Annotated in this window: 19 protein-coding genes; 12 read left to right on the top strand and 7 right to left on the bottom strand. The window is 32.1% G+C overall.

Going from position 1 to position 24,958, the window contains the following annotated elements; genetic code table 11:
• Nucleotides 1-105 precede the first annotated feature (105 nt).
• Together B3578_RS02355 and B3578_RS02360 are read left to right on the top strand one after the other, a co-directional pair.
• Nucleotides 106-1,428, top strand: coding sequence for a sensor histidine kinase (locus B3578_RS02355; RefSeq protein ID WP_125350246.1), 1,323 nt, complete (start codon nucleotides 106-108; stop codon nucleotides 1,426-1,428).
• Nucleotides 1,418-2,095, top strand: a complete 678-nt coding sequence (locus B3578_RS02360) for a response regulator transcription factor (protein WP_125350247.1) — start codon at nucleotides 1,418-1,420, stop codon at nucleotides 2,093-2,095. Before B3578_RS02355 ends, B3578_RS02360 begins: the two co-directional genes overlap by 11 nt.
• An 89-nt stretch (nucleotides 2,096-2,184) precedes the next feature.
• Here B3578_RS02360 and gdhA read toward each other — a convergent pair whose 3' ends face one another.
• Nucleotides 2,185-3,534, bottom strand: coding sequence for an NADP-specific glutamate dehydrogenase (gdhA, locus tag B3578_RS02365; RefSeq protein WP_221854634.1), 1,350 nt, complete (start codon nucleotides 3,532-3,534; stop codon nucleotides 2,185-2,187).
• A 199-nt stretch (nucleotides 3,535-3,733) separates the two neighbouring features.
• A complete protein-coding gene (locus B3578_RS02370) occupies nucleotides 3,734-4,324 on the bottom strand; it encodes a DUF937 domain-containing protein (protein ID WP_180905983.1) in 591 nt (196 codons plus the stop codon).
• Nucleotides 4,325-4,428: 104 nt separating this feature from the next.
• Between B3578_RS02370 and B3578_RS02375 the strand changes: the two genes are divergently transcribed.
• Together B3578_RS02375 and uvrA are read left to right on the top strand one after the other, a co-directional pair.
• On the top strand, nucleotides 4,429-5,466 hold the full coding sequence (locus tag B3578_RS02375) for a GyrI-like domain-containing protein (protein WP_219034942.1): 1,038 nt from the start codon (nucleotides 4,429-4,431) through the stop codon (nucleotides 5,464-5,466).
• Nucleotides 5,467-5,552: 86 nt separating this feature from the next.
• A complete protein-coding gene (gene uvrA / locus B3578_RS02380; protein WP_291046839.1) occupies nucleotides 5,553-8,378 on the top strand; it encodes an excinuclease ABC subunit UvrA in 2,826 nt (941 codons plus the stop codon).
• Between the two features lie 45 nt (nucleotides 8,379-8,423).
• Here the strand turns inward: uvrA and B3578_RS02385 are convergent, their stop codons facing one another.
• A complete protein-coding gene (locus B3578_RS02385; RefSeq protein WP_291046840.1) occupies nucleotides 8,424-8,960 on the bottom strand; it encodes a hypothetical protein in 537 nt (178 codons plus the stop codon).
• 252 nt (nucleotides 8,961-9,212) lie between these two features.
• Here B3578_RS02385 and B3578_RS02390 point away from each other — a divergent pair, with 252 nt between their 5' ends.
• Nucleotides 9,213-9,677, top strand: a complete 465-nt coding sequence (locus B3578_RS02390) for a Dps family protein (protein ID WP_038336951.1) — start codon at nucleotides 9,213-9,215, stop codon at nucleotides 9,675-9,677.
• A gap of 109 nt (nucleotides 9,678-9,786) precedes the next feature.
• Here B3578_RS02390 and B3578_RS02395 read toward each other — a convergent pair whose 3' ends face one another.
• Both B3578_RS02395 and B3578_RS02400 read right to left on the bottom strand, forming a co-directional pair.
• Complete coding sequence (locus tag B3578_RS02395) at nucleotides 9,787-10,113, bottom strand: YegP family protein (protein WP_291046841.1); 327 nt, start codon at nucleotides 10,111-10,113, stop codon at nucleotides 9,787-9,789.
• Between the two features lie 127 nt (nucleotides 10,114-10,240).
• Nucleotides 10,241-12,190 (bottom strand): KUP/HAK/KT family potassium transporter, encoded by a 1,950-nt coding sequence (locus B3578_RS02400; protein WP_221854639.1) that lies wholly within the window; start codon nucleotides 12,188-12,190, stop codon nucleotides 10,241-10,243.
• A 325-nt stretch (nucleotides 12,191-12,515) separates the two neighbouring features.
• Between B3578_RS02400 and B3578_RS02405 the strand changes: the two genes are divergently transcribed.
• From B3578_RS02405 to B3578_RS02435, 7 genes are all read left to right on the top strand, one after another.
• Nucleotides 12,516-12,977, top strand: coding sequence for a MarR family winged helix-turn-helix transcriptional regulator (locus B3578_RS02405; protein ID WP_019976592.1), 462 nt, complete (start codon nucleotides 12,516-12,518; stop codon nucleotides 12,975-12,977).
• Complete coding sequence (locus B3578_RS02410; RefSeq protein WP_291046842.1) at nucleotides 12,961-15,360, top strand: 3-hydroxyacyl-CoA dehydrogenase/enoyl-CoA hydratase family protein; 2,400 nt, start codon at nucleotides 12,961-12,963, stop codon at nucleotides 15,358-15,360. The genes B3578_RS02405 and B3578_RS02410 overlap by 17 nt, the downstream gene beginning before the upstream one ends.
• A gap of 39 nt (nucleotides 15,361-15,399) precedes the next feature.
• Entirely contained in the window at nucleotides 15,400-15,750 is a 351-nt protein-coding gene (locus B3578_RS02415; protein ID WP_114999168.1) for a four helix bundle protein, read from the top strand.
• 54 nt (nucleotides 15,751-15,804) lie between these two features.
• Complete coding sequence (locus B3578_RS02420; protein WP_286496101.1) at nucleotides 15,805-16,986, top strand: acetyl-CoA C-acyltransferase; 1,182 nt, start codon at nucleotides 15,805-15,807, stop codon at nucleotides 16,984-16,986.
• Between the two features lie 86 nt (nucleotides 16,987-17,072).
• Nucleotides 17,073-18,875, top strand: a complete 1,803-nt coding sequence (locus B3578_RS02425) for an acyl-CoA dehydrogenase family protein (RefSeq protein WP_291046843.1) — start codon at nucleotides 17,073-17,075, stop codon at nucleotides 18,873-18,875.
• Between the two features lie 498 nt (nucleotides 18,876-19,373).
• A complete protein-coding gene (locus B3578_RS02430) occupies nucleotides 19,374-20,054 on the top strand; it encodes an SIR2 family NAD-dependent protein deacylase (protein ID WP_280037613.1) in 681 nt (226 codons plus the stop codon).
• A 39-nt stretch (nucleotides 20,055-20,093) separates the two neighbouring features.
• A complete protein-coding gene (locus tag B3578_RS02435; protein WP_291046844.1) occupies nucleotides 20,094-21,227 on the top strand; it encodes a M28 family peptidase in 1,134 nt (377 codons plus the stop codon).
• Between the two features lie 1,012 nt (nucleotides 21,228-22,239).
• Here B3578_RS02435 and B3578_RS02440 read toward each other — a convergent pair.
• Together B3578_RS02440 and B3578_RS02445 are read right to left on the bottom strand one after the other, a co-directional pair.
• Nucleotides 22,240-23,337: a hypothetical protein gene (locus tag B3578_RS02440; protein WP_125350260.1), complete on the bottom strand. Its 1,098-nt coding sequence runs from the start codon at nucleotides 23,335-23,337 to the stop codon at nucleotides 22,240-22,242.
• Nucleotides 23,338-23,339: 2 nt separating this feature from the next.
• On the bottom strand, nucleotides 23,340-24,122 hold the full coding sequence (locus B3578_RS02445; protein WP_225542675.1) for an RNA polymerase sigma factor: 783 nt from the start codon (nucleotides 24,120-24,122) through the stop codon (nucleotides 23,340-23,342).
• Nucleotides 24,123-24,958 lie beyond the last annotated feature (836 nt).

The raw sequence follows: 24,958 nt of genomic DNA on the forward strand, positions 1-24,958 counted from the left end.
AATCTCTTTCAAGTTTCGATTTTACTTGGTTAATGAACGGTTAACGATGAGTTAATGTGTAATTTATGTGCGAAAACAATGTATTTTTGAATTGATGGAAAGCTTATGAAATTATCTAAAAAACATTATACATTTATTTTCTCTTTTGCATTGATCGTTTTGGTTGCATTGCAAGGGTATTATATCTACAATTTGTATCGATTGATTGAGAAAGATATGAATAAAGAGGCGTGTGAAATTGGAGTTAAAGTGATGAATTTTATGTCAAAATATGAAACAGATTCTAATGATGATAAGATTTTAGATTATTTCAAAAAACTGAATCATGATGAAAAAAAACAGTTTGATGAATTACAAATAATTCGAACGAAAGTAGATTATAATTATGAGATTTATACGCCAATTGTAGATTCTCTATTAGACGTTTATTCTAAGGAAAATAATTTTGAAATAGCGCTTCGTACAGATGTTTATTCGGTTTATGATGAATTGAATCATAAAGAATTATTGCCAAAGAAAAAGTATGTGATTTACGAAACGACAAATAAAATTGCGAAACCAACTAATATTAATCAAAGTGTTTGGTCATCGGATGATATTAGTAATCAAACAGATTCTGATTTAGGAATTAATAAAAATGAACGTCATAAATATAAAATTAGAGGAAAGACAGATTTTGAATTACTGAATTTGAAATTTTTAATTCTCAAGAAAATTATTCCTTTAATCATTGTGAGTTTGTTGATTGTTGGATTAATTGTCTTTTTGTATTGGAAAAGTCTTAAAAATTTATCGAAACAAGAAGAAAAAATCAATCAATTACATTTGACAATAGACTCTATTGCGCATGAATTGAATACGCCAATTACGACGATGAAATTTGCTTTGCATCAAGTTCAACATCCAGAAACGCAACAAATGATGAACAGACAAATTAATCGTTTGGAGCAAACTGTTGATTCTATTTTTGTGAAAAATGACGAAAATTCTGAATTGTTAGATGAGGTTATTTTGAATGAAATTATCCAAAAGATTCAACTTCAATATCCAGAAATTAAACTTATTAATCAAAGTATTTTCGAGAAAAATAATGTACTGAAAACAAACGATTTTAAACAAATTGCTCAGAATTTAATTGAAAATTCAGTCAAATATGGAGCTACTGAAATTGTATTAGATTTTAAATTTCAAAAAAAAATAACATTGAATTTTTCGGATAATGGAATTGGAATTCCAACCAATGATTTGCCTCTTATTTTTGATAAATATTATCGTGTGAATCGTTCTATTAACCAAAATGTAAGCGGTTTGGGTGTTGGATTATTTTTGGTCAAGAATACAATCGAACGATATTTAGGAACAATTAACGTTCAGAATAATAAAGACAAAGGTGTTCAATTTTTAATCATTTTGCCGAATGAAAACTAAATTAATTTTAGTAGAAGATGATCAAGATTTGGGAACTGTTCTCAAACAATATCTAGAATTTTCTGATTTTGAAGTGACTTGGTTTGATCATCCACAAAAACTATTGAAGGAAATAGAATCGTTGGAATCAGCTCAATTAATCATTTTTGATGTCATGTTACCCGAAATTGATGGTTTTTCTTTGGCGAAAAAATTAGCCGAAACCATTACAATTCCATATTTATTTTTGACTGCTAAGGCGCAAAGTTTTGATCGTGTTTTAGGTTTGAAATTAGGTGCAGATGATTATATCACAAAACCTTGCGATCCTGAAGAATTGGTCTTGCGAATAAAAAATATTTTGAAACGAAATCAACCTGTTTTAGAAGAATTGATCAAAATTGGAGCTTATGTTTTTCTTCCAAATCAATTGCAATTATCTTATCAAGAAGAAAAATTTCAGTTAACAGAAAAAGAAGCAGAATTGTTGAGTTTCTTGATTCAGAATAATCAAAAATTAGTGAGTCGTAAAGAGATTTTAGAAAAAATTTGGGGTGAAAACGATTATTTTATGGGTAGAAGTTTGGATGTTTTTATGACACGTTTGCGCAAATATTTTCAGAACGACGAAATGATAAAATTTGAATCTGTTCGAGGTATTGGTTTTAAAATTAATTTTCCACTCTAAAAAAATAAAGCTGAACAGAAGTCCAGCTTTAATAACAAACAATTGAATTCTAAATTCAGTAAAGGGAACCGAATTTTATAAATGGATTTTTATATTCCTTGAGCAATCATAGCATCGGCAACTTTTACGAAACCAGCTATATTAGCGCCTTTGTAATAATTTATATTTTCTTGAAATTCACCTTTTCCATATTTTTTACATTGGTGATGAATTTTTATCATAATTTCTTTTAATCGATAATCTACTTTTTCTCTGTTCCAATTTTGACGGATCGAATTTTGAGACATTTCCAATCCAGAAGTTGCAACACCACCAGCATTCGCAGCTTTTCCAGGACCGTATAAAATTTGATGATCCAAAAAATAATGAACCGCTTCGGGAGTTGTTGGCATATTAGCACCTTCGGCAACCAATTTGCAACCATTGAGATGTAAAGTTTGCGCATCTTGTAAATCCAATTCGTTTTGTGTTGCACATGGCAAAGCTATATCACAAGGAACTTTCCAAGGATTTTGGTCGGAGAAAAATTTAGCGTTTGGATAATAATCAACATACTTTGAAATTCTATCGTAATCATCATTCTTAATTTTGAAAATGACATTTAGTTTTTCTGTATCAAAACCGTCTTCATCATAAATATATCCAGAAGAATCAGAAAGTGTAACCACTTTTGCGCCTAATTCCAGAGACTTTTCAGCAGCATATTGTGCAACATTTCCAGAGCCAGAAATAGAAACTGTTTTTCCTTTTAAGGTTTCTTTTTTTTCGGCTAACATACATTCTACAAAATATAATAAGCCGTAACCAGTAGCTTCAGGACGAATCAAAGAACCGCCATATTCTAATCCTTTTCCAGTTAAAACACCTGTAAATTCGTTTCGCATTCGTTTGTATTGACCAAATAAATAACCAATTTCTCGTCCTCCAACGCCAATATCACCAGCAGGAACATCGACATCTGCACCAATATGACGAGATAATTCGCTCATAAAAGATTGGCAGAAGCGCATAATTTCCATGTCCGATTTTCCTTTTGGATCAAAATCAGAACCACCTTTTCCGCCACCCATAGGTAAAGTTGTCAAGCTGTTTTTGAAAACTTGTTCAAAAGCTAAGAATTTAAGAATAGAAAGATTAACAGATGGATGAAAGCGCAAACCACCTTTATAAGGACCAATCGCAGAATTCATTTGTACACGATAACCTTTGTTGATTTGGATTTCGCCTTTATCATCAACCCAAGTTACTCTAAATTGAATAATACGTTCTGGTTCTGCAATTCTTTCAAGAATTTTGAACTTTTTGTATTTAGGGTTTTCTTCTACAAATGGTAAAATGGTTTCGGAAACTTCTTCAACTGCTTGTAAAAATTCTTTTTCGTTAGGGTTTTTTGATTTAATTCTTTGAATGAATTTTTCTGAGTAAAATAAAGTATCCATGCTATTTGTGTTTTATTGTTGATAAAATTATATTAAATAACAAATAAAATAATATATTTTTTAAATCAAACTTTTAATATTTATGAATTTGATAATTTCGAATACTTAGAATATATAGGTTGATAATTTTTGAAACAAAAAAAGCAGGAAAATTTCCTGCTTAATAAATTTTGTATTTTTATTCAGTTTAAGACAAGACTTATTTTTTGAAAAATCCACCCAATAAACTCATGGCATCTCCAATTCCTAATTGTCCATCACCATCCTGATCTAACAATTTTTCGAAACCTCCTAAATTTACTCCGCTTTGGTTTGTTTGAGTTGTAGAACCACCAACTAAACCGCCTAATAAACCAGCAATCCCATTTGAATCTAATCCAGCAGATTGTTTTTGTTTACCCAAGTAGCCCATTACAATTGGCGCAACTAACGCTAAAATTTGAGTAACTTGTGCTGTATTCAATCCAGATTGTTGAGAAATTGCAGATTCTACATTTTGTTGTTTATTTCCTAAAACGTGACCTAAAATTCCTAATCCATCTTGTTGGTTTCCTCCTTGACCTAAAAATCCAGAAAGATTATCCAAAATACTCCCGTCATGTTGATTCAAAGCATTCGAAATTCCTTCAGCACCTCCGCCTTGTGCATTTTTATTTAAAGCAGACAATAAAAAAGGTACAGCTGCTGCAACAGCAGTTTGAGCTTGAGATTCATTAATCCCTAATTGTTTTGCAGCAGAACCAACAATTTGTTGTCCCATTGCTCCTTGAATTAAATTAGTAAAGTCCATAAGTTTATATTATTTACTCAAATATACTATTTTTAAAAGATTAATTCAGATTAATATTAAGAGTCCTACAAAGTATTTCTATTTTTGTACAATCAATTTTGTAAATGAAACAAATAAATCTTTTTTTAGTAATCATTATTGCGGTTTTGGCTTTATTACCAATCGTTTTACCGAATCGTTTCGACGAAGAAATGCAATATGAATTTGATGCACCTGTTGGTTTGGTGTACGACGAATTTTATAATCTTCGTCAATTCTCGAAATGGCAACAATTTACAGCTTCGGATTCTTTGACAATCAAGAAATTTTCGAATACAAAAGAAGAGGACGAAAATTATATGATATGGGATTCAGAAGATGCTTCAATTGCTTCAGGAAAAGTAACGATTGAAAATTTTTCGATTAATCGTTTCGTTAATTATACGATAAAATATGATGGTTGGGAAAAATTAGATAGTTTGAATGTCAAATTTGAACAACAAGAAAATGGGAAAACAACTGCAAAATTGAATTATTTAAGTCAAGAAATTCCTTATTTCTACCGCTATTTTGCTTTTTTCAAAAATCCTGAATCTAAATTTGAAAAATCTTTGGATAACCTAAATCAAAAAGTGAAAGTTAGATTAGATAAGGATCAAAAAGAAGGACGATTGAATTATGGTGAATATCGAATTGTAGAATTAGGTCGAACAAATTTATTAGCGATTCGTAAACAATCAAGTTTAGCGGAAAAAGATATAATGGATAAAGTAGATGGTGCTTTTGAGGTGATTTATAAATCGTTAATGAATAAAGATGAAGGTGGTTTTGATTTCGATTTAGGTTTTCCATATGTCTACTTTACTGATTTTGATAAAGAAAAAGATAAGACAACATTTTTTGCTGGAATACAATTAATAGAAGATTTGCCTTTGCAAAAAGAGATGAAAAAAGTGGTTGTTCCTGGTGGAGATTATTTGTTGACATTGCATTTAGGACCTCGTTCTAAGCGTGCGCAAACAATCGAGAAAATGAAGAATTATGCAAAATCTAAAAAATTACAACTGGATACAAAACAATTAGAAATTATGTTAAACGATCCGAAGGAAACAGATAGTTTAAAACTAATTTCTCGAATTTATATTCCAATTAAAAAACAATAAATACTTAAGAATTAACAATTTTTAAAGTACACTTAGCCACAGTAATGTGGCTTTTTTTGTATTTTTGCAACTTCTTACAAACGAACATGGAAAAAGATTTTATTGAAGTTTACGGTGCACGTGAACATAATCTAAAAAATATTGATGTAAAGATTCCTCGAAACGAGCTTGTGGTAATCACGGGTTTAAGTGGAAGTGGGAAATCTTCGTTGGCTTTTGATACGATTTATGCAGAAGGACAACGTCGTTATATCGAAACTTTTTCGGCTTATGCACGTCAATTTTTGGGAGGTTTAGAACGTCCAGATGTTGATAAAATTGATGGTTTGTCGCCTGTTATTGCAATTGAGCAAAAAACGACCAATAAAAATCCGCGTTCCACTGTTGGTACAATTACAGAAATTTATGATTTTCTTCGTTTGTTGTATGCGCGTGCTTCTACGGCTTTTTCAGTCGAAACAAACGAACAAATGGTTGCTTACACAGAAGAGCAAATTATTGAGTTGATTCGAACACAATACAGCGAGAAGAAAATTGCGATTTTAGCGCCAATTGTACGTTCAAGAAAAGGTCATTATCGAGAAGTTTTTGTAACATATTCTAAAAAAGGTTTTCTTGAAATGCGCATTGATGGCAAGTTGCAAGATATTACGCCTGGAATGATGTTAGATCGTTACAAAACGCATGATATCGAATTGATGGTGGACAAAATGTTGTTGAATGATAAGGTGAATGATCAACGTTTGCGTTCAAGTATCGATCATGCAATGCAACAAGGTAATGGGATTACGATGATTTTGGATTACGAAACCAATGAAACGAAATTCTTTTCTCGTTCATTGATGTGTCCGTCGACAGGAATGTCATATGCGTTGCCAGAACCGAATACATTTTCGTTCAATTCACCAAAAGGTGCTTGTCCGACGTGTACAGGTTTAGGTGAGTTGAAAGTGGTAAATCACGAAAAATTATTTCAAGATAAAGATAAATCGTTGTTTGATAATTTGGAAGAATTATTTGAGACGTTAAAATCATCTTCTCGAATAGAAAAACAATTGGAAGCGATTTTTGTCAAACATAATGTAGACCAGAAAGTTGCTTTCAAAAAACTTCCTCAAGCATTGATTGATGATGTAATGAATGGTTTGAAAGAAACATTGAATCTTGATCTTAAATTTGCATCAGTTAAAAAAACATATAAAATCGATTTTGAAGGATTGAATGAATTTCTTTCTGAAATTATGGAAGATAAAAATAATCCGTCTTCAAGTTCGATTAGCAAAAAGTTTGGAAAGAAAGTTATTTGTCCAAGTTGCGAAGGGAAACGTCTTAAAAAAGAATCACTTTTCTTTCGTATCGATGATAAAAATATTGGTGAAGTTGCGGAAATGGATCTTCAATCGTTGCTAAAATGGATTGAAAGCGCACCAGTTTCGATGACGTCGAATCAACAACAAATTGCGCACGAGATCCTGAAAGAAATTTATACGCGTTTATCCTTTTTATTGGATGTAGGATTGGATTATTTGAGCCTTAATCGTTCTTCTAGAACACTTTCTGGAGGCGAGGCACAGCGAATTCGTTTGGCAACGCAAATTGGTTCTCAATTGGTGAATGTGTTGTATATTTTAGATGAGCCAAGTATTGGTTTGCATCAACGCGATAATGTCAGATTGATAGATTCGTTAAAGAAATTACGCGATATCGGAAATTCAGTTTTGGTTGTAGAACATGATAAAGACATGATTTTGGAATCAGATTATGTGGTTGATGTTGGACCAAAAGCAGGAAAAAATGGTGGTCAAATTGTTTGGGAAGGTGAACCAGAACAAATGTTAAAATCAAATACATTAACATCAAAATACTTAAACAATCAGTTACAAATCGAAGTTCCAAAAGAACGAAGAAAAGGTAATGGATTAGAATTGAAACTTTTTGGAGCATCTGGAAACAACCTGAAAAATGTAAATCTTACCATTCCTTTAGGAGAGTTGGTTGTAGTTTCGGGTGTTTCAGGTTCTGGAAAATCAACGTTGATTAATGAAACGTTGTACAGAATTCTGAATCAACATTTCTTTAGAGCAGAAAAAGATCCGATGCCTTACAAAAAAATCGAAGGTTTAGAACATTTGGATAAAGTAATCGAAGTGGATCAATCGCCAATTGGTCGTACTCCTCGTTCTAATCCTGCAACTTATACGGGAATTTTCTCTGATATTCGTACGTTGTTTACAAATTTACCTGAAGCGAAAATTAGAGGTTATAAACCTGGACGTTTTTCGTTTAATGTAAAAGGTGGACGTTGCGAAACTTGTCAAGGAGCAGGTTTGCGTGTGATTGAAATGAATTTTTTACCCGATATTCATGTCGAATGTGAAACATGTAATGGAAAACGATTTAACCGCGAAACGTTGGAGGTTCGCTACAAAGGAAAATCAATTTCGGATGTGTTAGAAATGACGGTAAATGAAGCGGTAGAATTTTTTGAAGCAATTCCGAAAATATTTCGTTATGTAAAAATGTTGCAAGATGTAGGTTTGGGTTACATTACGCTTGGGCAGCAGTCGACAACATTGAGTGGAGGAGAAGCGCAACGTGTAAAATTAGCAACAGAATTGGCTAAAAAACAGACAGGAAAAACAATTTATATTTTAGATGAACCGACAACAGGTTTGCATTTCGAAGATGTAAATGTGTTGATGAAAGTAATCAATAAAATTGTGGAATTTGGAAATACGGTTATCATTATCGAACATAATTTAGATGTGATAAAGTTGGCTGATTATGTGATTGATATTGGTCCTGATGGTGGAGGTAAAGGAGGTAAAATTGTCGCCGAAGGAACACCAGAAGAAATTGCTAAAAATTCTAAAAGTGTGACAGGAAAATTTTTGAAAGACGAATTGAAATAAATATAAAAAAATCCATCTAAAAACTTTAGATGGATTTTTTATGACTTATAATCCGATTGAAACGCCCATAAAAGGTTGTAATCCTGAAGAAAATATACTTTCGTTTTCTTTGTATAAAACATTGTACATCACACCAGCTTGAAATCTTACTGGTCCACTCGATTGATATCCAGCTCCCAACCATAACGCAGATTCGTCCATGTTAGCTTCATAAATACTGTTGTAATATGGCGTACGATCGTTGTATTTTTGTTTTCCTGTGTAGTACATATAATTGGCTCTCAAGAAAATATTTTCGATTGGAAAAAAGTTAATGTAAGGACCAACATTAAACAAATTTTGTTTTACATAATCATCTTTTGCATACTGATAGCCAGCTGTCGCACCCAATTCTAAATTGTTTGCAACCATGTATCCAACACTTGGAGAAATATTAAATCCAAAATAACTATTATTCCCAAAAGATAGTCCCAAACCACTACCGAAACGCCAATTGTCATTAAGTGTTTGATTTTTATTTGTTTGAGAAAAAGAAGTATTGCTTAGGGTTAAAGAAATGATAAATAAAAGAAACTTTTTCATAGAAATTTAATTAATTTTTAACTTTTAAAAATGGCTCTAATTGAAAAAACCACTATAAATTTGTCTTATCAAAAATAGTAATTCTGTTTTTAAGTAAACATCATTATTTATTTTAAGTTAATTCGAGTCGTTCATAGTTTTTAATTATAAAAGAATAGAAATAAGATTTAATAAATCTATAATTCATTCATTTTCTGGTTTTATATTTGCATTAGTAAAGTTAATCAAATAGACAATATAAAATTTAATCATATGAAATTATTATCGCCAGAAAAAAAGCAAAAAATCGCTGATATTTTAATTAAATTATTAGCTGATGAACATATTTTATACTTAAAAACAAGAAATGCACATTGGAATGTAGAAGGTCCTGATTTTCAGACAATACATGTGTATTTTGAATCGTTATATAACGAGTTACAAATTGTTATAGATGATGTTGCAGAAAAAATTCGTCAAAAAGATGTTTATGCACCAGCAACTATGGCAGAGTATTTGCAGTTAGCTCACTTATCAGAAACAAGAAAAACTGAAAACAAAGATAGTTTAAGTTTTATTGCTGATTTACTACACGATCACGAAGTTATTATTGACTTTTTGGCGCAGGCTGTAGTAGAAATTGATGAATTTCATGATATCTCAACTTCGGATTTCTTAGTTGGTTTATTAGAACAACATCAAAAAACTGCTTGGATGCTTGGATCGCATCTAAAATAAATTTGAACATTATTTTACTTCATAAGTTTTTAGTGTTAATTCATATTAGTGTTAATTAGGTTGAGCCTTGGATTTATCCAAGGCTTCAGCTTTTTATGACGGTTTGTAATTAACCTTCTACTTCTTTTATTTCTGCATCAGCAGCATTTGTTTTTACAGAAGCAATTCCATTTTTAGCGCCAGATTCAGTTTCGTACGATTGGCTTGTCCCAATTACTTGTCCATTTGTTGCCTTTAAATTGAAATGCCATTTACCAGAAGCACCTTCTTTTAATTCGTATTTAGAATCATCTTGCGAATTTTTGCGAACAGATTCAATTCCGTTTTCGCAGCTTGCTTTTTGTTTATAACATTCGCTTGCCAAAATATTTTGTCCATTTTTAGCTTTCAAACGAAAACGATATTCTCCTGCTTTGTCTTGATAAATTTCGAACATAATTTAATTTTTTATAAATATTTTATTTTGTTGATTGATATAAATTTATAAAAATTATTTGATAATTATCAATCTATAAAATATTTACAAAAAAAATCCTGAAAAATTATTTCAGGATTTCTATTTCTTATTGAATTCTTTTTAAATCGTCAATATTATGTTTGTGCATATAAAGAGGAATGTGTTCTATAACAACGTCGTTCTTTTCTAGACCAAAAGATTTCGGAATGTTGAATTCTATTTTCTTTAATAAATAATAAACTTTTAGTGTGAAAAATTCTTTCATACTTAATTTGGTTTCAATTGAAGGAAATTTCTCAATCAAAACAAATTTCATGTCAGGATCTTGATTGTATTTTTTCAAACAGGTACTCAGGTATTTTAATTCTAATTCTCCATTTGCATACATATCGTTGATTACTTTTTTGATATATTGTTCTGTTTTTGGTTGAACTCTAAATCCTACATTAAATGTAATTCGATATATTTTTTGATCGACAATTGGCAATATTTTATAACTCAACGTATAGGGTTCACTATCTCGGTTAATGTTTACAAACCAATAAACATCTGCACGTTTTGGGCGTTTTGATAAAATAGATTGAATACTGTATTTTTCGATATTTTTTGGATTCGTAGATTTCGTTAAGTAAAACAAGAAAGTCGAGTATTTATTGATTGTTTTATCTTCGCTCAATTCTGTTAATACATTTGCGTAGCGCTTTATTTTTACGAATTCTAAGTTTCGTGAATTAAGAATTTTTCCGTAAAAACTACAATACATTATTACAAAGAACAGCCATCCCATTAATAATGCTAAATAGCCACCATCAACAAATTTGACAACATTTGCTACGAAAAATGAAGATTCTATTGCTACGAAAATCGACAAAATTGCCACAATAAATACTTTGTTGAATTTTGTATAATAATTAAGATAATAGGATAACAAGAAAGTCGTCATTAACATGGTAACCGTTATGGCAAGACCGTAGGCGGCTTCCATATGGGACGAATCTCGGAAATATAAAACAATAAAGACACAGCCAGCCCATAACATAAAATTGATTGTAGGAATGTAAACTTGGCTTTTGTGCTCGTTTGGTTGAATAATTAATGTTCTTGGCCAAAAACCTAAGTTGATAGCTTCATTGATTAATGTAAAAGATCCTGTAATCAAAGCTTGAGACGCAATAATAGCTGCACCTGTGGCAATACAAATTCCAGGAATTAAGAACCAATCTGGCATCATTTCGTAGAAAGGATTTCTACCATCTAACATAGGATTGTCTTGATGCATTAACCAAGCTGCTTGTCCTAAATAGTTTGTTACTAAACAGATTTTAACGTACAACCAACTAATTCTAATATTTTTTCGTCCACAATGTCCTAAATCGGAGTATAATGCCTCAGCACCTGTTGTACACAAGAATACAGCGCCAAGAATCCAGAATCCGTGAGGATAATTCATTAACAAGTTATACGCGTAATAAGGGTTTAATGCTTTGATGATACTTGGATGATGTACGATATGTAAAACTCCTAAGCCTAGAAGCATTGTAAACCATAAAACCATAAATGGTCCAAATATTTTTCCTACTTTATTTGTTCCAAATCGTTGGAAGAAAAATAACATCGAAAGGATGAAGATTACAATAGGTATAGTAGGTAGATTTTCGAGTCCGTTTAGCATTCGTAGTCCTTCAACAGCAGAAGAGACGGAAACGGGGGGGGTGATAATTCCATCGGCGAGCAAAGCAGAAGCTCCAATGATGGTTGGAATAATTAGGTTTTTACCTTTTTTCTTGATTAATGAATACAAAGAAAAAATTCCTCCTTCGCCATCATTATCCGCTTTTAGTGTCAACCATACATATTTGATAGAAGTCTGAAAACACAAAGTCCAAAAAACACATGATACGCCTCCGTAGACAATGCTCTCTTCAATCACGCGATTCTCGCCAATTATCGCTTTCATTACATATAAAGGACTTGTTCCAATATCACCATAAATGATTCCAAATGCGATTAAGAGCGTTGCCGCAGTTACTTTGTTCATCGTATGGTTTGATTCCATAAGCAGTATTTTAAAATTTCTACGAATGTATGTCGTTGAAAAGAGATTAAACAATCTTATTTATTTATAATACAAAACCAACATTATACTTATTTTCGATACTAATTATAGCGTATTTTTACACTACTGCAATCGGTTTTTTATTAATGGAATAAATTTAAGTATTATTTAATCATACTATTTATTTTATTAATCATAATTTAAAGTTACATTTCATTGAGAAATAGTAAATTGAATCATTATTTGTTAAACAAAATTAAATTTTAAAACTTTATTATGCTTGCATAATAAAAAAAGATTATATTTGTTAGACATACACTAAAATATGTTAAGAGAAGATTTAACGATAGATTATTTATTGCGTTCAACATGGTTGTCAGTTCAGAAAATGTATAATGAGCAAGCAGGTGCTTACGATTCTACAATGGTGTATGCCTTTACATTATTATCAATAGATCCGAAAGGAGGTACGCCAAGTACGTCGCTAGGACCAAAGATGGGAATAGAGCCAACAAGCTTGTCGAGAACATTAAAAAACTTAGAAGCAAGAAATTTTATCGTTCGAAAACCAAATCCAGAAGATGGGAGAAGTGTGTTGATCACTTTGACTGAAGAAGGATTAAGAATGAGAGATATTTCAAAACATTTTGTTTTGCAATTTAATGAATCAATTAATAATCACATCGAACCAGAGAAAATGCAAATTTTCTTGGAAGTGATTTATAAGATTAACCAATTAATATCGGACAAAAAAATATTTAAAAACAATTATGAGAAGACACGTTAAACACGTAACTGTATTAGGATCAGGAGTGATGGGTTCTGGTATTGCATGTCATTTTGCAAATATCGGAGTCGAAGTCTTGATGTTAGATATGGTTCCTCGCGAGCTTACACCACAAGAGCAAGCGAAAGGACTTACTTTAGAGAGTAAAGTAGTTCGTAACAGAACTGCTCAAACTCACTTAGATGCTGCTTTAAAAAGCAATCCTTCACCAATTTATGACAAAGCATTTGCTTCTCGTATAACTGTAGGGAATTTTGATGATGATTTCGAGAAGATTAAAAACTCGGATTGGGTAATAGAGGTTGTGATCGAAAGATTGGATATTAAACAATCTATTTTTGAGCGTGTAGATAACTTCCGTAAACCAGGAACTTTAGTCACTTCTAATACTTCTGGTATTCCAATTCATTTGATGGCTGAAGGTCGTTCAGATGATTTTCAGAAACATTTCTGCGGAACGCATTTCTTCAATCCGCCACGTTACTTAAAATTATTCGAAATTATCCCAACTCCTCAAACAGATAAATCTGTTGTTGAGTTTTTCCAAAACTATGCATCTTTATTTTTAGGTAAAACACCAGTTTTATGTAAAGATACGCCAGGTTTTATCGGGAATAGAGTAGGAGTTTACTCGATGGCGAAAGTGATGGAATTGGCGCAAGAAATTGGATTAACGATTGAAGAAGTTGATACTTTGACAGGTTCTATTTTGGGTCGCCCGAAAACGGGAACATTCAAATTGGGTGATTTGGTTGGTTTGGATACTGCATATAATGTAACAAAAGGTTTACAGCAAAATGCGCCAAATGACGAAATGATCCAAGGTTTGAAAGATTCAAAATTCTTGGATTTCTTAATCGAAAATAAATTCTTAGGAGATAAAACAAAAAAAGGCTTCTATTATAAAGAAATTGATAAAGAAGGGAATACCAATCGTTTTGCCTTAAATCTTGATACGTTAGAGTATCGTCCAATGGAACGCGCAAAAGTTACAGCTGTAGAAACTGCTAAAAATGCAGGATCTATGCGTAATAAATTAGGTATTTTATTGAAAGATTCTGGTAAGGCTGGAGAATTGATTCGCAAACATTTTGCTTCATTATTCGCTTACGTTTCTCAACGTGTTCCAGAAATTACAGATGTACTTTATCCAATTGATGACGCTTTAAAAACAGGTTACGCTTGGAAATATGGTCCATTTGAAACATGGGACTTGGTTGGGTTACAAAACGGAATTCAATTAGTAGAATCAGAAGGTTTCAAGGTTTCGGATTGGGTGAAAGAATTGGCCGCAACTGGTGCAAATTCTTTTTATAAAATCGAAAATGGTAAGAAATTATTCTATAATCAATCATCAAAGCAATTCGAATTAATTCCAGGTCAAGATGCATTTATTATTTTAGATAACATTAGAAAAACAAATGAAATCTGGTCAAACCAAGAAACATCTATTCAAGATTTAGGAGATGGAATCATCAATATTGAGTTCCGTTCTAAAATGAATTCTCTTGGAGGAGGAGTTTTACAAGGAATCAATAAAGGAATCGAGTTAGCAGAAAAAGATTATCGTGGAGTTGTAATTGGTAACCAAGGAGATAATTTCTCTGTTGGTGCTAATTTAGCCATGATTATGATGATGGCTGCAGAACAAGATTGGTGGGAATTGAATATGGCAATCAAAATGTTCCAGGATACGATGATACGTGTTCGTTATTCATCTATTCCAGTTGTTGTTGCTCCTCACGGAATGACGCTTGGTGGAGGTTGCGAAATGTCGATGCATGCGGATAAAATTGTAGCTGCTGCCGAAACTTACATTGGTTTGGTTGAGGTTGGAGTTGGATTAATCCCAGGTGGTGGAGGTTCGAAAGAATTTGCGCGCCGTGCAACTGAATTCGCTTTAAAAGATGATGTAAAAGTAAATCATTTGCGCGATAATTTCATGAATATCGCAACTGCGAAAGTAGCAACTTCAGCTTATGAAGCTAAGAATATGGGAATTATTCGTGAGCAAGATATTGTAGTGGTAAATGCAGAACGTCAAATTGCAGAAGCGAAGAAACATGCAATTATTTTGGCAGAAGCAGGTTACACACAACCAATTCAACGTAAAGTAGAAGTGTTAGGAAAAGAAGCGATGGGAATGTTCTATGTCGGAACAGACTCTATGGTTGCTGGACGTTTTGCTTCGGATCATGATCGTTTAATTGCGAATAAATTAGGATATGTAATGACAGGTGGTAATTTATCTGAATCAACTTATGTTTCAGAACAATACTTGTTAGACTTAGAGCGCGAAACATTCTTATCTCTTTGTGGAGAAAGAAAAACATTAGAGCGAATTCAGCATATGTTAAAAACAGGTAAACCGTTGCGTAATTAATATTTGTATTAAGTAAAAAGTAACATGTAAAAAGTATTTATGCATGATTTTAAAGAGTTAATCGTTTGGCAAAAAACAATGAATTTTACGAAAAGGTTTTATGAGATTACTTCAAATTATCCTAAAAGTGAGATTTATGGTTTGACCTCTCAATCAAGAAGAGCTTGCGTATCGATAGCTTCAAATATTGCAGAAGGTGCTGGTCGAAATTCGAATGCTCAATTTATTAATTTTCTCAATATAGCTTTAGGTTCGTCTTTCGAATTGGAATGTCAAATTATTTTAGCAAGAGATTTAGAATTTATTCAAGTAGAGATTTCGGATAATTTATTAAAAGATTTAAAACATATACAGAATATGTTGGTCAAATTAATTCAGAACTATAATTAAATACTTTGTACATCATACATTTTACATTGTACAATCTAATAATACTTAAAAAAAATGAAACAAGCATATATAGTTACAGGATATAGAACAGCTGTAGGAAAAGCGCCAAAAGGAACATTGCGTTTTACACGTCCAGATGAAATGGCAGCTACAGTAATCAAGCGCTTAATGCAAGATTATCCAACTTTAGATCCAACACGTATCGACGATCTAATCGTTGGATGTGCAATGCCAGAGGCAGAACAAGGATTGAATATGGCACGTCTTATCTCATTAATGGGATTAGACACAGACAAAGTTCCAGGTGTTACAGTAAACCGTTACTGTGCATCAGGATCAGAAGCAATTGCGTTGGCAGCTGCTAAAATTAGAACGGGAATGGCAGAATGTATCATCGCAGGTGGTGCAGAATCGATGTCGTATATTCCGATGGGAGGTTACAAACCAATTCCAGAAACAGATTTAGCGAAAGATCATCCAGATTATTATTGGGGAATGGGATTAACAGCTGAAGAAGTAGCAAAAGAATTTAAAGTGTCTCGTGAGGATCAAGATTTATTTGCATTCAATTCGCATCAAAAAGCATTAAAAGCAAATGCTGAAGGAAAATTTGCATCTCAAATCGTTCCAATTGATGTTGAATACAGTTTCTTAGATGATAAAGAAAAAGTTCAAACAAAGAAAATTGATTTTAAAGTGGACGAAGGACCACGTGCTGATACATCTATCGAAGGTTTAGCAAAATTACGTCCTGTTTTTGCGCAAGGAGGTTCAGTTACAGCAGGTAACTCTTCTCAAATGTCGGACGGAGCAGCTTTCGTTATGGTAATGTCAGAAGATATGGTGAAAGAATTAGGTCTTGAGCCAGTTGCACGCTTAGTTGCATATTCTACGGTAGGTTTAGCACCTCGTATTATGGGAATGGGACCTTTGTTTGCAATTCCAAAAGCGTTAGAACAAGCAGGAATGAAATTAGAAGATATTCAGTTAATCGAATTGAATGAAGCTTTCGCTTCTCAATCAGTTGCAATTATGCGCGAGTTGAATCTTAATCCTGATATCGTCAATGTAAACGGAGGTGCAATTGCTTTAGGGCATCCACTTGGATGTTCGGGTACGAAATTAACCGTGCAATTGTTACATGAAATGGAAGCGCGTAAAGCGAAATATGGAATGGTAACCATGTGTGTTGGTACAGGACAAGGAGCAGCTTCAATTTTCGAATATCTAAAATAATATATAGAATTGAGAGGTTAGATGATAGATTTCAAATTTATCTAACTTCTCAATTTTAAAATCTAATATCTAAACAACAAAAAAATATGTCTACAAATCCAAATAGATTAATCGGAGGTCAATATTTAATTAAAGATGCCTCTTACAATGATATTTTCACTTACGAAGATTTATCAGAAGAACAACAAATGATTTTGCAATCTGCAAAAGAGTTTATTGATAAAGAAGTAGTGCCTAAAAAACACCAAATTGAGAAAAAAGATTATGCGTTGATTGAAGAATTAATGCGTAAAATTGGTGAATTAGGTTTATTAGGGATTTCTGTTCCAGAAGAATATGGTGGAATGGGAATGGGATTCGTTACAACAATGTTAGTGTGTGACTATATTTCAGGAGCAACAGGTTCGTTAGCGACAGCTTTTGGAGCACATACTGGAATTGGAACAATGCCAATTTTATTGTACGGAACAGAAGAGCAAAAACAAAAATATTTACCAAAATTAGCAACAGGAGAGTGGTTTGCATCTTACTGTTTAACAGAGCCGGAAGCAGGTTCTGATGCAAATTCAGGAAAAACAAAAGCTGTTTTATCAGAAGATGGTAAAGAATATATCATCACAGGTCAAAAAATGTGGATTACAAATGCAGGTTTTGCTGATTTATTCATTGTTTTTGCACGTATTGATGATGATAAAAATATCACAGGTTTCATTGTAGAAAAAGATAAAGCTGGTGCTGGATTCTCATTAGGAGAAGAAGAAGATAAATTAGGAATTGTTTCTTCATCAACACGTCAAGTTTTCTTTAATGAAGTTCGTGTTCCGGTTGAAAATCTTTTAGGAGAAAGAGACGGAGGATTCAAAATTGCGATGAATGCCTTGAATGTTGGTCGTATCAAATTAGGAGCAGCATGTTTAGATGCGCAACGTCGTATTTTAGATTATTCGTTACAATATTCTTCAGAACGTAAACAATTCAATACATCAATCAATACATTTGGTGCGATTAAAGAGAAATTAGCTGATATGGCTGTTTCTGCGTTTACTTCAGAAGCTGGTGCTTATCGTGCAGCGAAGGATGTGCAAGATGCAATCGAAGATAATATTGCAAAAGGAATGCCTCATAACGAAGCGGAATTAAAAGGTATCGAAGAATATGCAATTGAAGCTTCTATCTTAAAAGTTTGGATTTCTGATGCTGCTCAAATTTCTGCGGATCAAGGGATTCAGATTTACGGAGGAATGGGATATTCGAAAGAAATGCCAATGGAAGCAGCTTGGAGAGATGCACGTATTTCTAGAATTTACGAAGGAACAAACGAAATCAATACCTTATTATGTGTATCGATGTTAGTAAAACGAGCATTCAAAGGAAAATTAGATTTAATGTCTCCTGCAATGAATGTTGCAAATGAATTAATGTCTATTCCATCGTTTGATGTTCCAGATTATTCAGAATTATTTGCGCAAGAAAAAGAAATCATTGCAAATCTTAAGAAATCGTTCTTTATGGTTGCGGGTTCTGCTTTGCAAAAGTTTGGTGCAGAATTAGAGCAACACCAACAGTTGATTATTGCTGCTTCTCGTATTATGCAAGAAATTTATATGGTTGAATCGGCGATGTTACGTGCAGAAAAAATTGCAAATGTAAAAGGTGCTGATGCGGCGAAGAATGCAGAAAAATTAGTTCAATTACAATTATTCAAATCGGTAGAAATTATTAAAACAGAAGCTACTCGCGGTATCGTTTCTTTCACAGAAGGAGATGAGCAACGCATGATGTTATCTGGTTTAAGAAGATTTACACGTTACAACGAATATCCAAACGTAGTTAACTTAAAAACTGAAATTGCAGATTTGTTAATCAAAGAAAATAAATACACTTTCTAAGTATATTTTAAATACAAATTATTTAAAGCAGTCAATTTATTGACTGCTTTTTTATTTTTAATATGTTGAAATATAATTTGGTATATCATTTGATGATTCTAGAGTAAGTACTAGTCTTTATATAAGTTAGTTGAGTTTTCATGGTACTTAAGTTTTAGTAGAGAAAGGCCTCAGTTGTTCCCAATTGAGGTTTTTTTATGCCTTGAGGTTAAAGTTTATTCATTAAAAATAAGAGAGTTAAGTCGATATTTCTTAATGAAATACTTTTCGAAAGAAATGATTTGAAGTAACTTTAATTCAAATCAATAACCCAAAAACAAAGCTTATGATAATTAATGCAGCAATTCTTACGTTGACCATGTTTGCAACATTTAGTATTATGTGTCTAGTCAAATTAGATGAATTAAAAAAAATAAAATAAAACAACAAAACTCCCTTTATAGAAATGGAGTTTTGTTGTTTTATAAAGTTATATTTACTTCAATTAATACATTCGAAATGAAAAAGAAGCTAATTGTTTTAACGGGAGCTGGAATTAGTGCTGAAAGTGGAATTTCAACTTTTCGAGATGCCAATGGTTTGTGGGAAAATCATGATATTATGGAAGTCGCTTCGATTGAAGGTTATCAAAGAAACCCAAAATTGGTTCAAGAATTCTATAATCAACGTCGAAAACAATTATTCGATGTTGAACCCAATACTGCGCATCATTTCTTGAAAGAGTTAGAAAATGATTTTGAAGTTGTAATTATCACTCAAAATGTAGACGATTTGCATGAAAGAGCAGGTTCTTCTAAAATAATTCATTTGCATGGCGAATTGAGAAAAGCGCGAAGCGAAAAAGATGAGAATCAAATTATTGATTGGAATAAAGATATCAAACTTGGAGATTTGGCTGAAGATGGAAATCAACTTCGTCCGCATATTGTGTGGTTTGGCGAAATGGTTCCGGAAATAGAAAATGCGATTGATGAGGTTTTAAAGGCAGATATTTTGGTAATTATTGGAACATCGATGCAAGTGTATCCAGCTGCTTCGCTCAAAGATTATGCAAAAACAAATGTCCCAATTATCTATATCGATCCATCAGATACCTATACCAATTCATCTATTACGCATATCAAGAAAAAAGCAACAGAAAGTATCGAAGAATTAAAAACTATTTTGAATAATTTTTAATCTTTTACGTTTTACTGTTGATTAATTAATTTAGAGAATATGAAGTATATATTTCTACCATTATTTGTTTTTTCTATTAATGCGACTGCACAAGAGTTAAATCCGTTTTATCAATCGATAGTAGATCAAGTTAAATATGATTCTGTTCATCAAAAGCTACAAAAATTTCAAGATTTCGGAATTAAAACTGTTGGTTCGTCAGCTCATGAAAATACATTTACATGGTTGAAATCTTATTATACAACATATGGTTATGCCACTATAGAGCAACAATCAGTTAATGTTTTTGGAAATGTTGGAAATAATTTGATCATAACAAAAATTGGAAAAAAATATCCTGATGAATTTATTATCATCGATGGTCATTATGATACATTAAATGGACCAGGAGCGAATGATAATGGATCGGGAACGGTTACTTTATTAGAAATTGCTCGATTAATTAAAGATATCGATACTGATTATTCGATCAAGTTTATTCATTTTACAGGAGAAGAACGCGGTTTAATAGGAAGTCAGACATATGTCAATCAAATTGCAGTTCCTCAGAATTTAAACATTAAAGCTGTTCTGAATATTGATGAGGTAGGAGGAGTGGCGAATAAAGTAAATTCAACAATTGTTTGTGAGCAAGATGAAAGTAATCCAACATCAAATAATGCAGCTTCTTCTGATTTGACTAATCAAATGTCGAATATTTTTCCCTTGTATACAACTCTAAAAACTGAAATTTCGAATGCTTATAGTTCCGATTATATGCCTTTTCAGGCAGTTGGTTATCCAATAACTGGACTTTTCGAAAAGAATGAAACACCTTATGCACATACTGCTCAAGATATAATAGCTAATTTAGATTTGAATTATTTGACAGAAGTAGCGAAAGGAGCTTTGGCGACTTTATTACATTTTTCTCAAGCACAAGAGAAGTTGACTACAACAGATCATACTATTTCAACTTTGCAAGTGTACCCAAATCCAGTAAAGAGAAACCTTCATTTTTCGCAGATTTTAAAACAACCTACAATTTCTATATATAACGAAACAGGAATACAGGTCTATGAAAAGAAGTTTCGAACAGCTGTTTCGCAGATAAATTTAGAACATCTTACTTCTGGCGTTTATTTCGTTAAAATAAATTCGAATCAACATAGTTTTAAGATTTTGAAGAAATAAATTGTTGCGTCTCATTTATGTAATAAATTGACTTTTTTAGTTGAATAGTTACTTTTTTTGTCTAAATGGTAATCAACCTTTCGATACACGAGCACCGAACAAACCATACGCAATGGATATACAATGGATACGGAATCGATACAGCGAGGATACACAACCGATACAGAAAAAATGCATTTTAGTGCATACAACCTCCATTTAGGTTAATGGATAACCAATTAGGTTCATTATTCGTCACTTCTAGTTAATTTGCTTGTCTAAGGGTTAATTTTACATCGTTGTTGTGCCCCATCAAGAAGAATACCGAATAAAAAATGAATATTCTAACCACAATAGAAACATAGGTTTTATTAAGTTTTACGTTCTACGCTTAACGTTTTACGGATTTTATCATTCTGAGTTTATTTCAGAATAGCATCAAATGATACTTATTTTAGAGGTTTGAATCGTCTTGGTCATTGTGCTGAATATCAAGTGGAAATACTGTTTTTGGTCATGTGTTCTTACGATTTAAATGATTCTCAAAGGTTATTTTGGTAATCTACTTCATTTTATATTTGTATTCAAAAAGTGATTTTGTGTTATTTCGAAGCCTTGAAAATTCCAGCCTCTCACAAATACATAATGGATTTTACTTAATACATTATAAATATTACATAGTACAACACTAAAATCTACTTTTTTAAATGAGATTTAAAGATTATCATTGCTCAAATGACGAGTTTAAATTCATTGAAACTTTAAAAATGATATCCTTTTGTTTTCCACTAAACATTTTTTTGTATAAAAAACAACTTGGCAATTATTACAACCCCTGAACTACAAAAATCTTTTACATACATTCTACTGCCACTATGTTGCCTTCATCCTGCCTTTATGTTGGGAGTATCTAGCAAGTATCTGTAGATGAAAAAAAAATTGGCCCTTGCGTTATATATGTTGTTTATATTTAGTGAGTGTTTATTATCAACCTCACCTTACGGGTGTACAATCACCCTCAAAAATTATATTTTTAAGCTGTTATAAGCTCAATTCCTGCTTTATCTGCCTTATATTTTATTTTGGTCATCAGTTTATAATAACTCCAATTTCTCAGTACAAAATCTTCTTCTTTGGCCAGCTCTATCTTTTCTTCTTGATCCATTAAAATAAGTGTTCCTGCTTTATTATTTACACAAAAATCAATTAACTTTCTGCTGTAAACATGTAGTCGATGATGCACATAATTTTTTTCTACTTGACTCATTTTATCTAGCGCTTTTAGTTTCCTCGTTTTTCCTTTGCCCGATTTTGCATAAGTTGCCCCAATTTGTATTCGTTTACGGGACGCTTGTATCGCTAACCTTCGGTATAGAAACTCTTCTTTGGTTCCTATAGTAAGCCGAGATTTTCCTATTTTTACAACCAACGGATATTCTAAAGAGAGGGAAGCTTCTGCAATAATTTCGGGTTGTAATTGATGATTTTCTTTTTCGATCTCAACAACAGCTAACCAAAATATTTTACTTTTTTCTAACTTTATTTGTGATGTACAAAGTTTAATTTCTCCGCTTACCACTTGTTCCAATAACCTTTTATTACTTGTAAAATCTTTTCCCAAATAGGTTTTGAATGGAAGTTGAAACAACCGAAAACAAAAACATTTTTTCTCAGGATTGTAAGAGAAGCTACGTATACTTTCTGCTCCAAAAGGAAATGCCATATCTCGTTTGAAGTTTTTTAACGAAGCTTCTCCTTTCCAATATCTTTGAGAATCTTTGTTGTATGAACTGTGGAGTCTATTATTTAAACAAGATAATATATTGGTTGGAATTTCACCTTTAAAACGGTCTGATAGCACACGATAAGTGGTACTCATTTGCGAATTTTTTAATATACCCTCTGCATCTTTCTTCTCGTCCATTAATTTATATTTAACACCTTCAGAGAGGTACAAAAAATCTTTCATCATTTCTTGTAAATACAAATGAGAAACAATCAAATTAGCGGCTTTAAAACATCTGTTTTGCCATCTATAAAGCTTGTCTAATGCCTCTTTGCGTTCTTCTTGAGTTGGTAAATCGATAAGTATTTGTATTTTTCGAGTGAGTATTAAAGTAGATTTTTCCATGATCAATAGTTTAGGGATTGAACTTTGTTTTGTTGAGTGAATTTATAAGCGACTATAAATTCATTGTGTACCTCTTTTTGAGACAATTGTAATGCTGAAGCTATTGTTGAAAAAGATTGTTTATGCTTACATCGAAGTTTTAAAATCAACGATTGTGTTTCAGATATTTGATTTTCCTTCTCTGCTGTAGAGACTGTTTTGGTTTTAATAATTAATTTATCTTGGTGACTTAAAATCTTCTTAAGATCATCAATAGCATGTTTAATTTCGTTACTCGTTTCAGTGATTCCTCTTCCCATTGCTTTAGCAATCGCTTTGTATTGAAATCCATGTTTTAAACAGAGTTCAATCAAATGCTTTCTTTCAGCACTTAATAAGGGTAATACTTTTATAATTTGATCAAAATAGTGCTGTTGTGTTTCTTGTTCGTTTAGGTTTTGAATGTTATCTGCGGGATCATATCCAGCCAAATAACTTTGATAATTCTCATAACTTTCTAGTGAACTTACAGTTCTAAAAAACTTATTCTTCGGTTTAGCATAATGCGAATAGCAACTGTATTTCATTACAAACCTTAAAAAGAAAAAGATATGATCAGGAGATTCCATCTTTTCGCGATATTCCCATAATTTTAGAAATGCATCTTGTACCAAGCATTCTACTACAAATTCATCCTCAATTATTTGTTTACCAAACCAAAAGATTCGTTTATTGTACCTGACATAAATACGTTCGAAGGCAGTAGAATTACCTTTTTTTAATAATTCAAATTCTTTTTCTAGCATAATAAAGGTGGTTTTATTTATGTTTTACGTGATACGTATGACGTTCTACGTTTTTACATAGTTTTTAAATTCAACATTAGTTTTAAAAGTCACTCTTTTTCCTGTACATCGCGCCAACTTTGTTTTTGGAAAAGGGTTTTTTGTTTTTTATTTCAAATTTGTTCTTTACTTTCATTTTTTTGCTCATCCAAAAAACGAAACAAAAAAAGATGCCGACAGTAGTCTCTCAATGATTCAACTAAATAAATTATTTCCATAAAGTTGATAACTCACTTCGTTCAAACACCTCAACTTTTTTATTCCAATAATTTAGAGTTGAATTGCATTTCGATTCTAAATCGTCGGATTTTTAACTCTTTTTTCAATACTCAAATCCTTTTTTAAAACGGGCACTGAGGCATTCGAAGTGCAGAACCGTATCCAATATGTCATTTCGGGGTATTGAGAAATCTTTCTATCACTTTTTTATTCATAGCATATCTATTTTAATTATCGGTATTCACATGCCCTTCGGGGAAGAGAGCAAAAAAGTAATCAAAAAACTCTTGGCCGTAAACCTCTCTACTCAAAATGTTTTCACTCCACTAAAGATTTAAAAAAAACTATGGGCTAATATCTTTTTAACGTTGTACTCAAACATTTTCTTAACGTGAGAGTTTTAATGCCAGTTTCTTAATCCTTTTTTAATATTCAAATTCGTTATCACTTTTAACAACGGATTTTAGAGTCGACATACGATTTGCAGACGAGCTTCAATCCATTGAAACAAGCGTAAAAAAGATTAGTGAGCGTATGCGAAACATTTAATCTTTTTAGTGCGTGAAATGGTAATTGAA

The sequence above is a fragment of the Empedobacter sp. UBA1574 genome, assembly GCF_002322895.1.
Lineage (GTDB): Bacteria > Bacteroidota > Bacteroidia > Flavobacteriales > Weeksellaceae > Empedobacter > Empedobacter falsenii_B.

Bases quoted from the DNA above. Each gene is read 5' to 3' on its own strand.
- B3578_RS02400 (WP_221854639.1), bottom strand. From the start codon at position 12,190: ATGGAATCAAACCATACGATGAACAAAGTAACTGCGGCAACGCTCTTA.
- B3578_RS02425 (WP_291046843.1), top strand. From the start codon at position 17,073: ATGTCTACAAATCCAAATAGATTAATCGGAGGTCAATATTTAATTAAA.
- uvrA (WP_291046839.1), top strand. From the start codon at position 5,553: ATGGAAAAAGATTTTATTGAAGTTTACGGTGCACGTGAACATAATCTA.
- B3578_RS02415 (WP_114999168.1), top strand. From the start codon at position 15,400: ATGCATGATTTTAAAGAGTTAATCGTTTGGCAAAAAACAATGAATTTT.
- B3578_RS02395 (WP_291046841.1), bottom strand. From the start codon at position 10,113: ATGTTCGAAATTTATCAAGACAAAGCAGGAGAATATCGTTTTCGTTTG.
- B3578_RS02440 (WP_125350260.1), bottom strand. From the start codon at position 23,337: ATGGAAAAATCTACTTTAATACTCACTCGAAAAATACAAATACTTATC.
- B3578_RS02385 (WP_291046840.1), bottom strand. From the start codon at position 8,960: ATGAAAAAGTTTCTTTTATTTATCATTTCTTTAACCCTAAGCAATACT.
- B3578_RS02375 (WP_219034942.1), top strand. From the start codon at position 4,429: ATGAAACAAATAAATCTTTTTTTAGTAATCATTATTGCGGTTTTGGCT.
- B3578_RS02420 (WP_286496101.1), top strand. From the start codon at position 15,805: ATGAAACAAGCATATATAGTTACAGGATATAGAACAGCTGTAGGAAAA.
- B3578_RS02360 (WP_125350247.1), top strand. From the start codon at position 1,418: ATGAAAACTAAATTAATTTTAGTAGAAGATGATCAAGATTTGGGAACT.
- gdhA (WP_221854634.1), bottom strand. From the start codon at position 3,534: ATGGATACTTTATTTTACTCAGAAAAATTCATTCAAAGAATTAAATCA.
- B3578_RS02370 (WP_180905983.1), bottom strand. From the start codon at position 4,324: ATGGACTTTACTAATTTAATTCAAGGAGCAATGGGACAACAAATTGTT.
- B3578_RS02405 (WP_019976592.1), top strand. From the start codon at position 12,516: ATGTTAAGAGAAGATTTAACGATAGATTATTTATTGCGTTCAACATGG.
- B3578_RS02390 (WP_038336951.1), top strand. From the start codon at position 9,213: ATGAAATTATTATCGCCAGAAAAAAAGCAAAAAATCGCTGATATTTTA.
- B3578_RS02445 (WP_225542675.1), bottom strand. From the start codon at position 24,122: ATGCTAGAAAAAGAATTTGAATTATTAAAAAAAGGTAATTCTACTGCC.
- B3578_RS02355 (WP_125350246.1), top strand. From the start codon at position 106: ATGAAATTATCTAAAAAACATTATACATTTATTTTCTCTTTTGCATTG.
- B3578_RS02435 (WP_291046844.1), top strand. From the start codon at position 20,094: ATGAAGTATATATTTCTACCATTATTTGTTTTTTCTATTAATGCGACT.
- B3578_RS02410 (WP_291046842.1), top strand. From the start codon at position 12,961: ATGAGAAGACACGTTAAACACGTAACTGTATTAGGATCAGGAGTGATG.
- B3578_RS02430 (WP_280037613.1), top strand. From the start codon at position 19,374: ATGAAAAAGAAGCTAATTGTTTTAACGGGAGCTGGAATTAGTGCTGAA.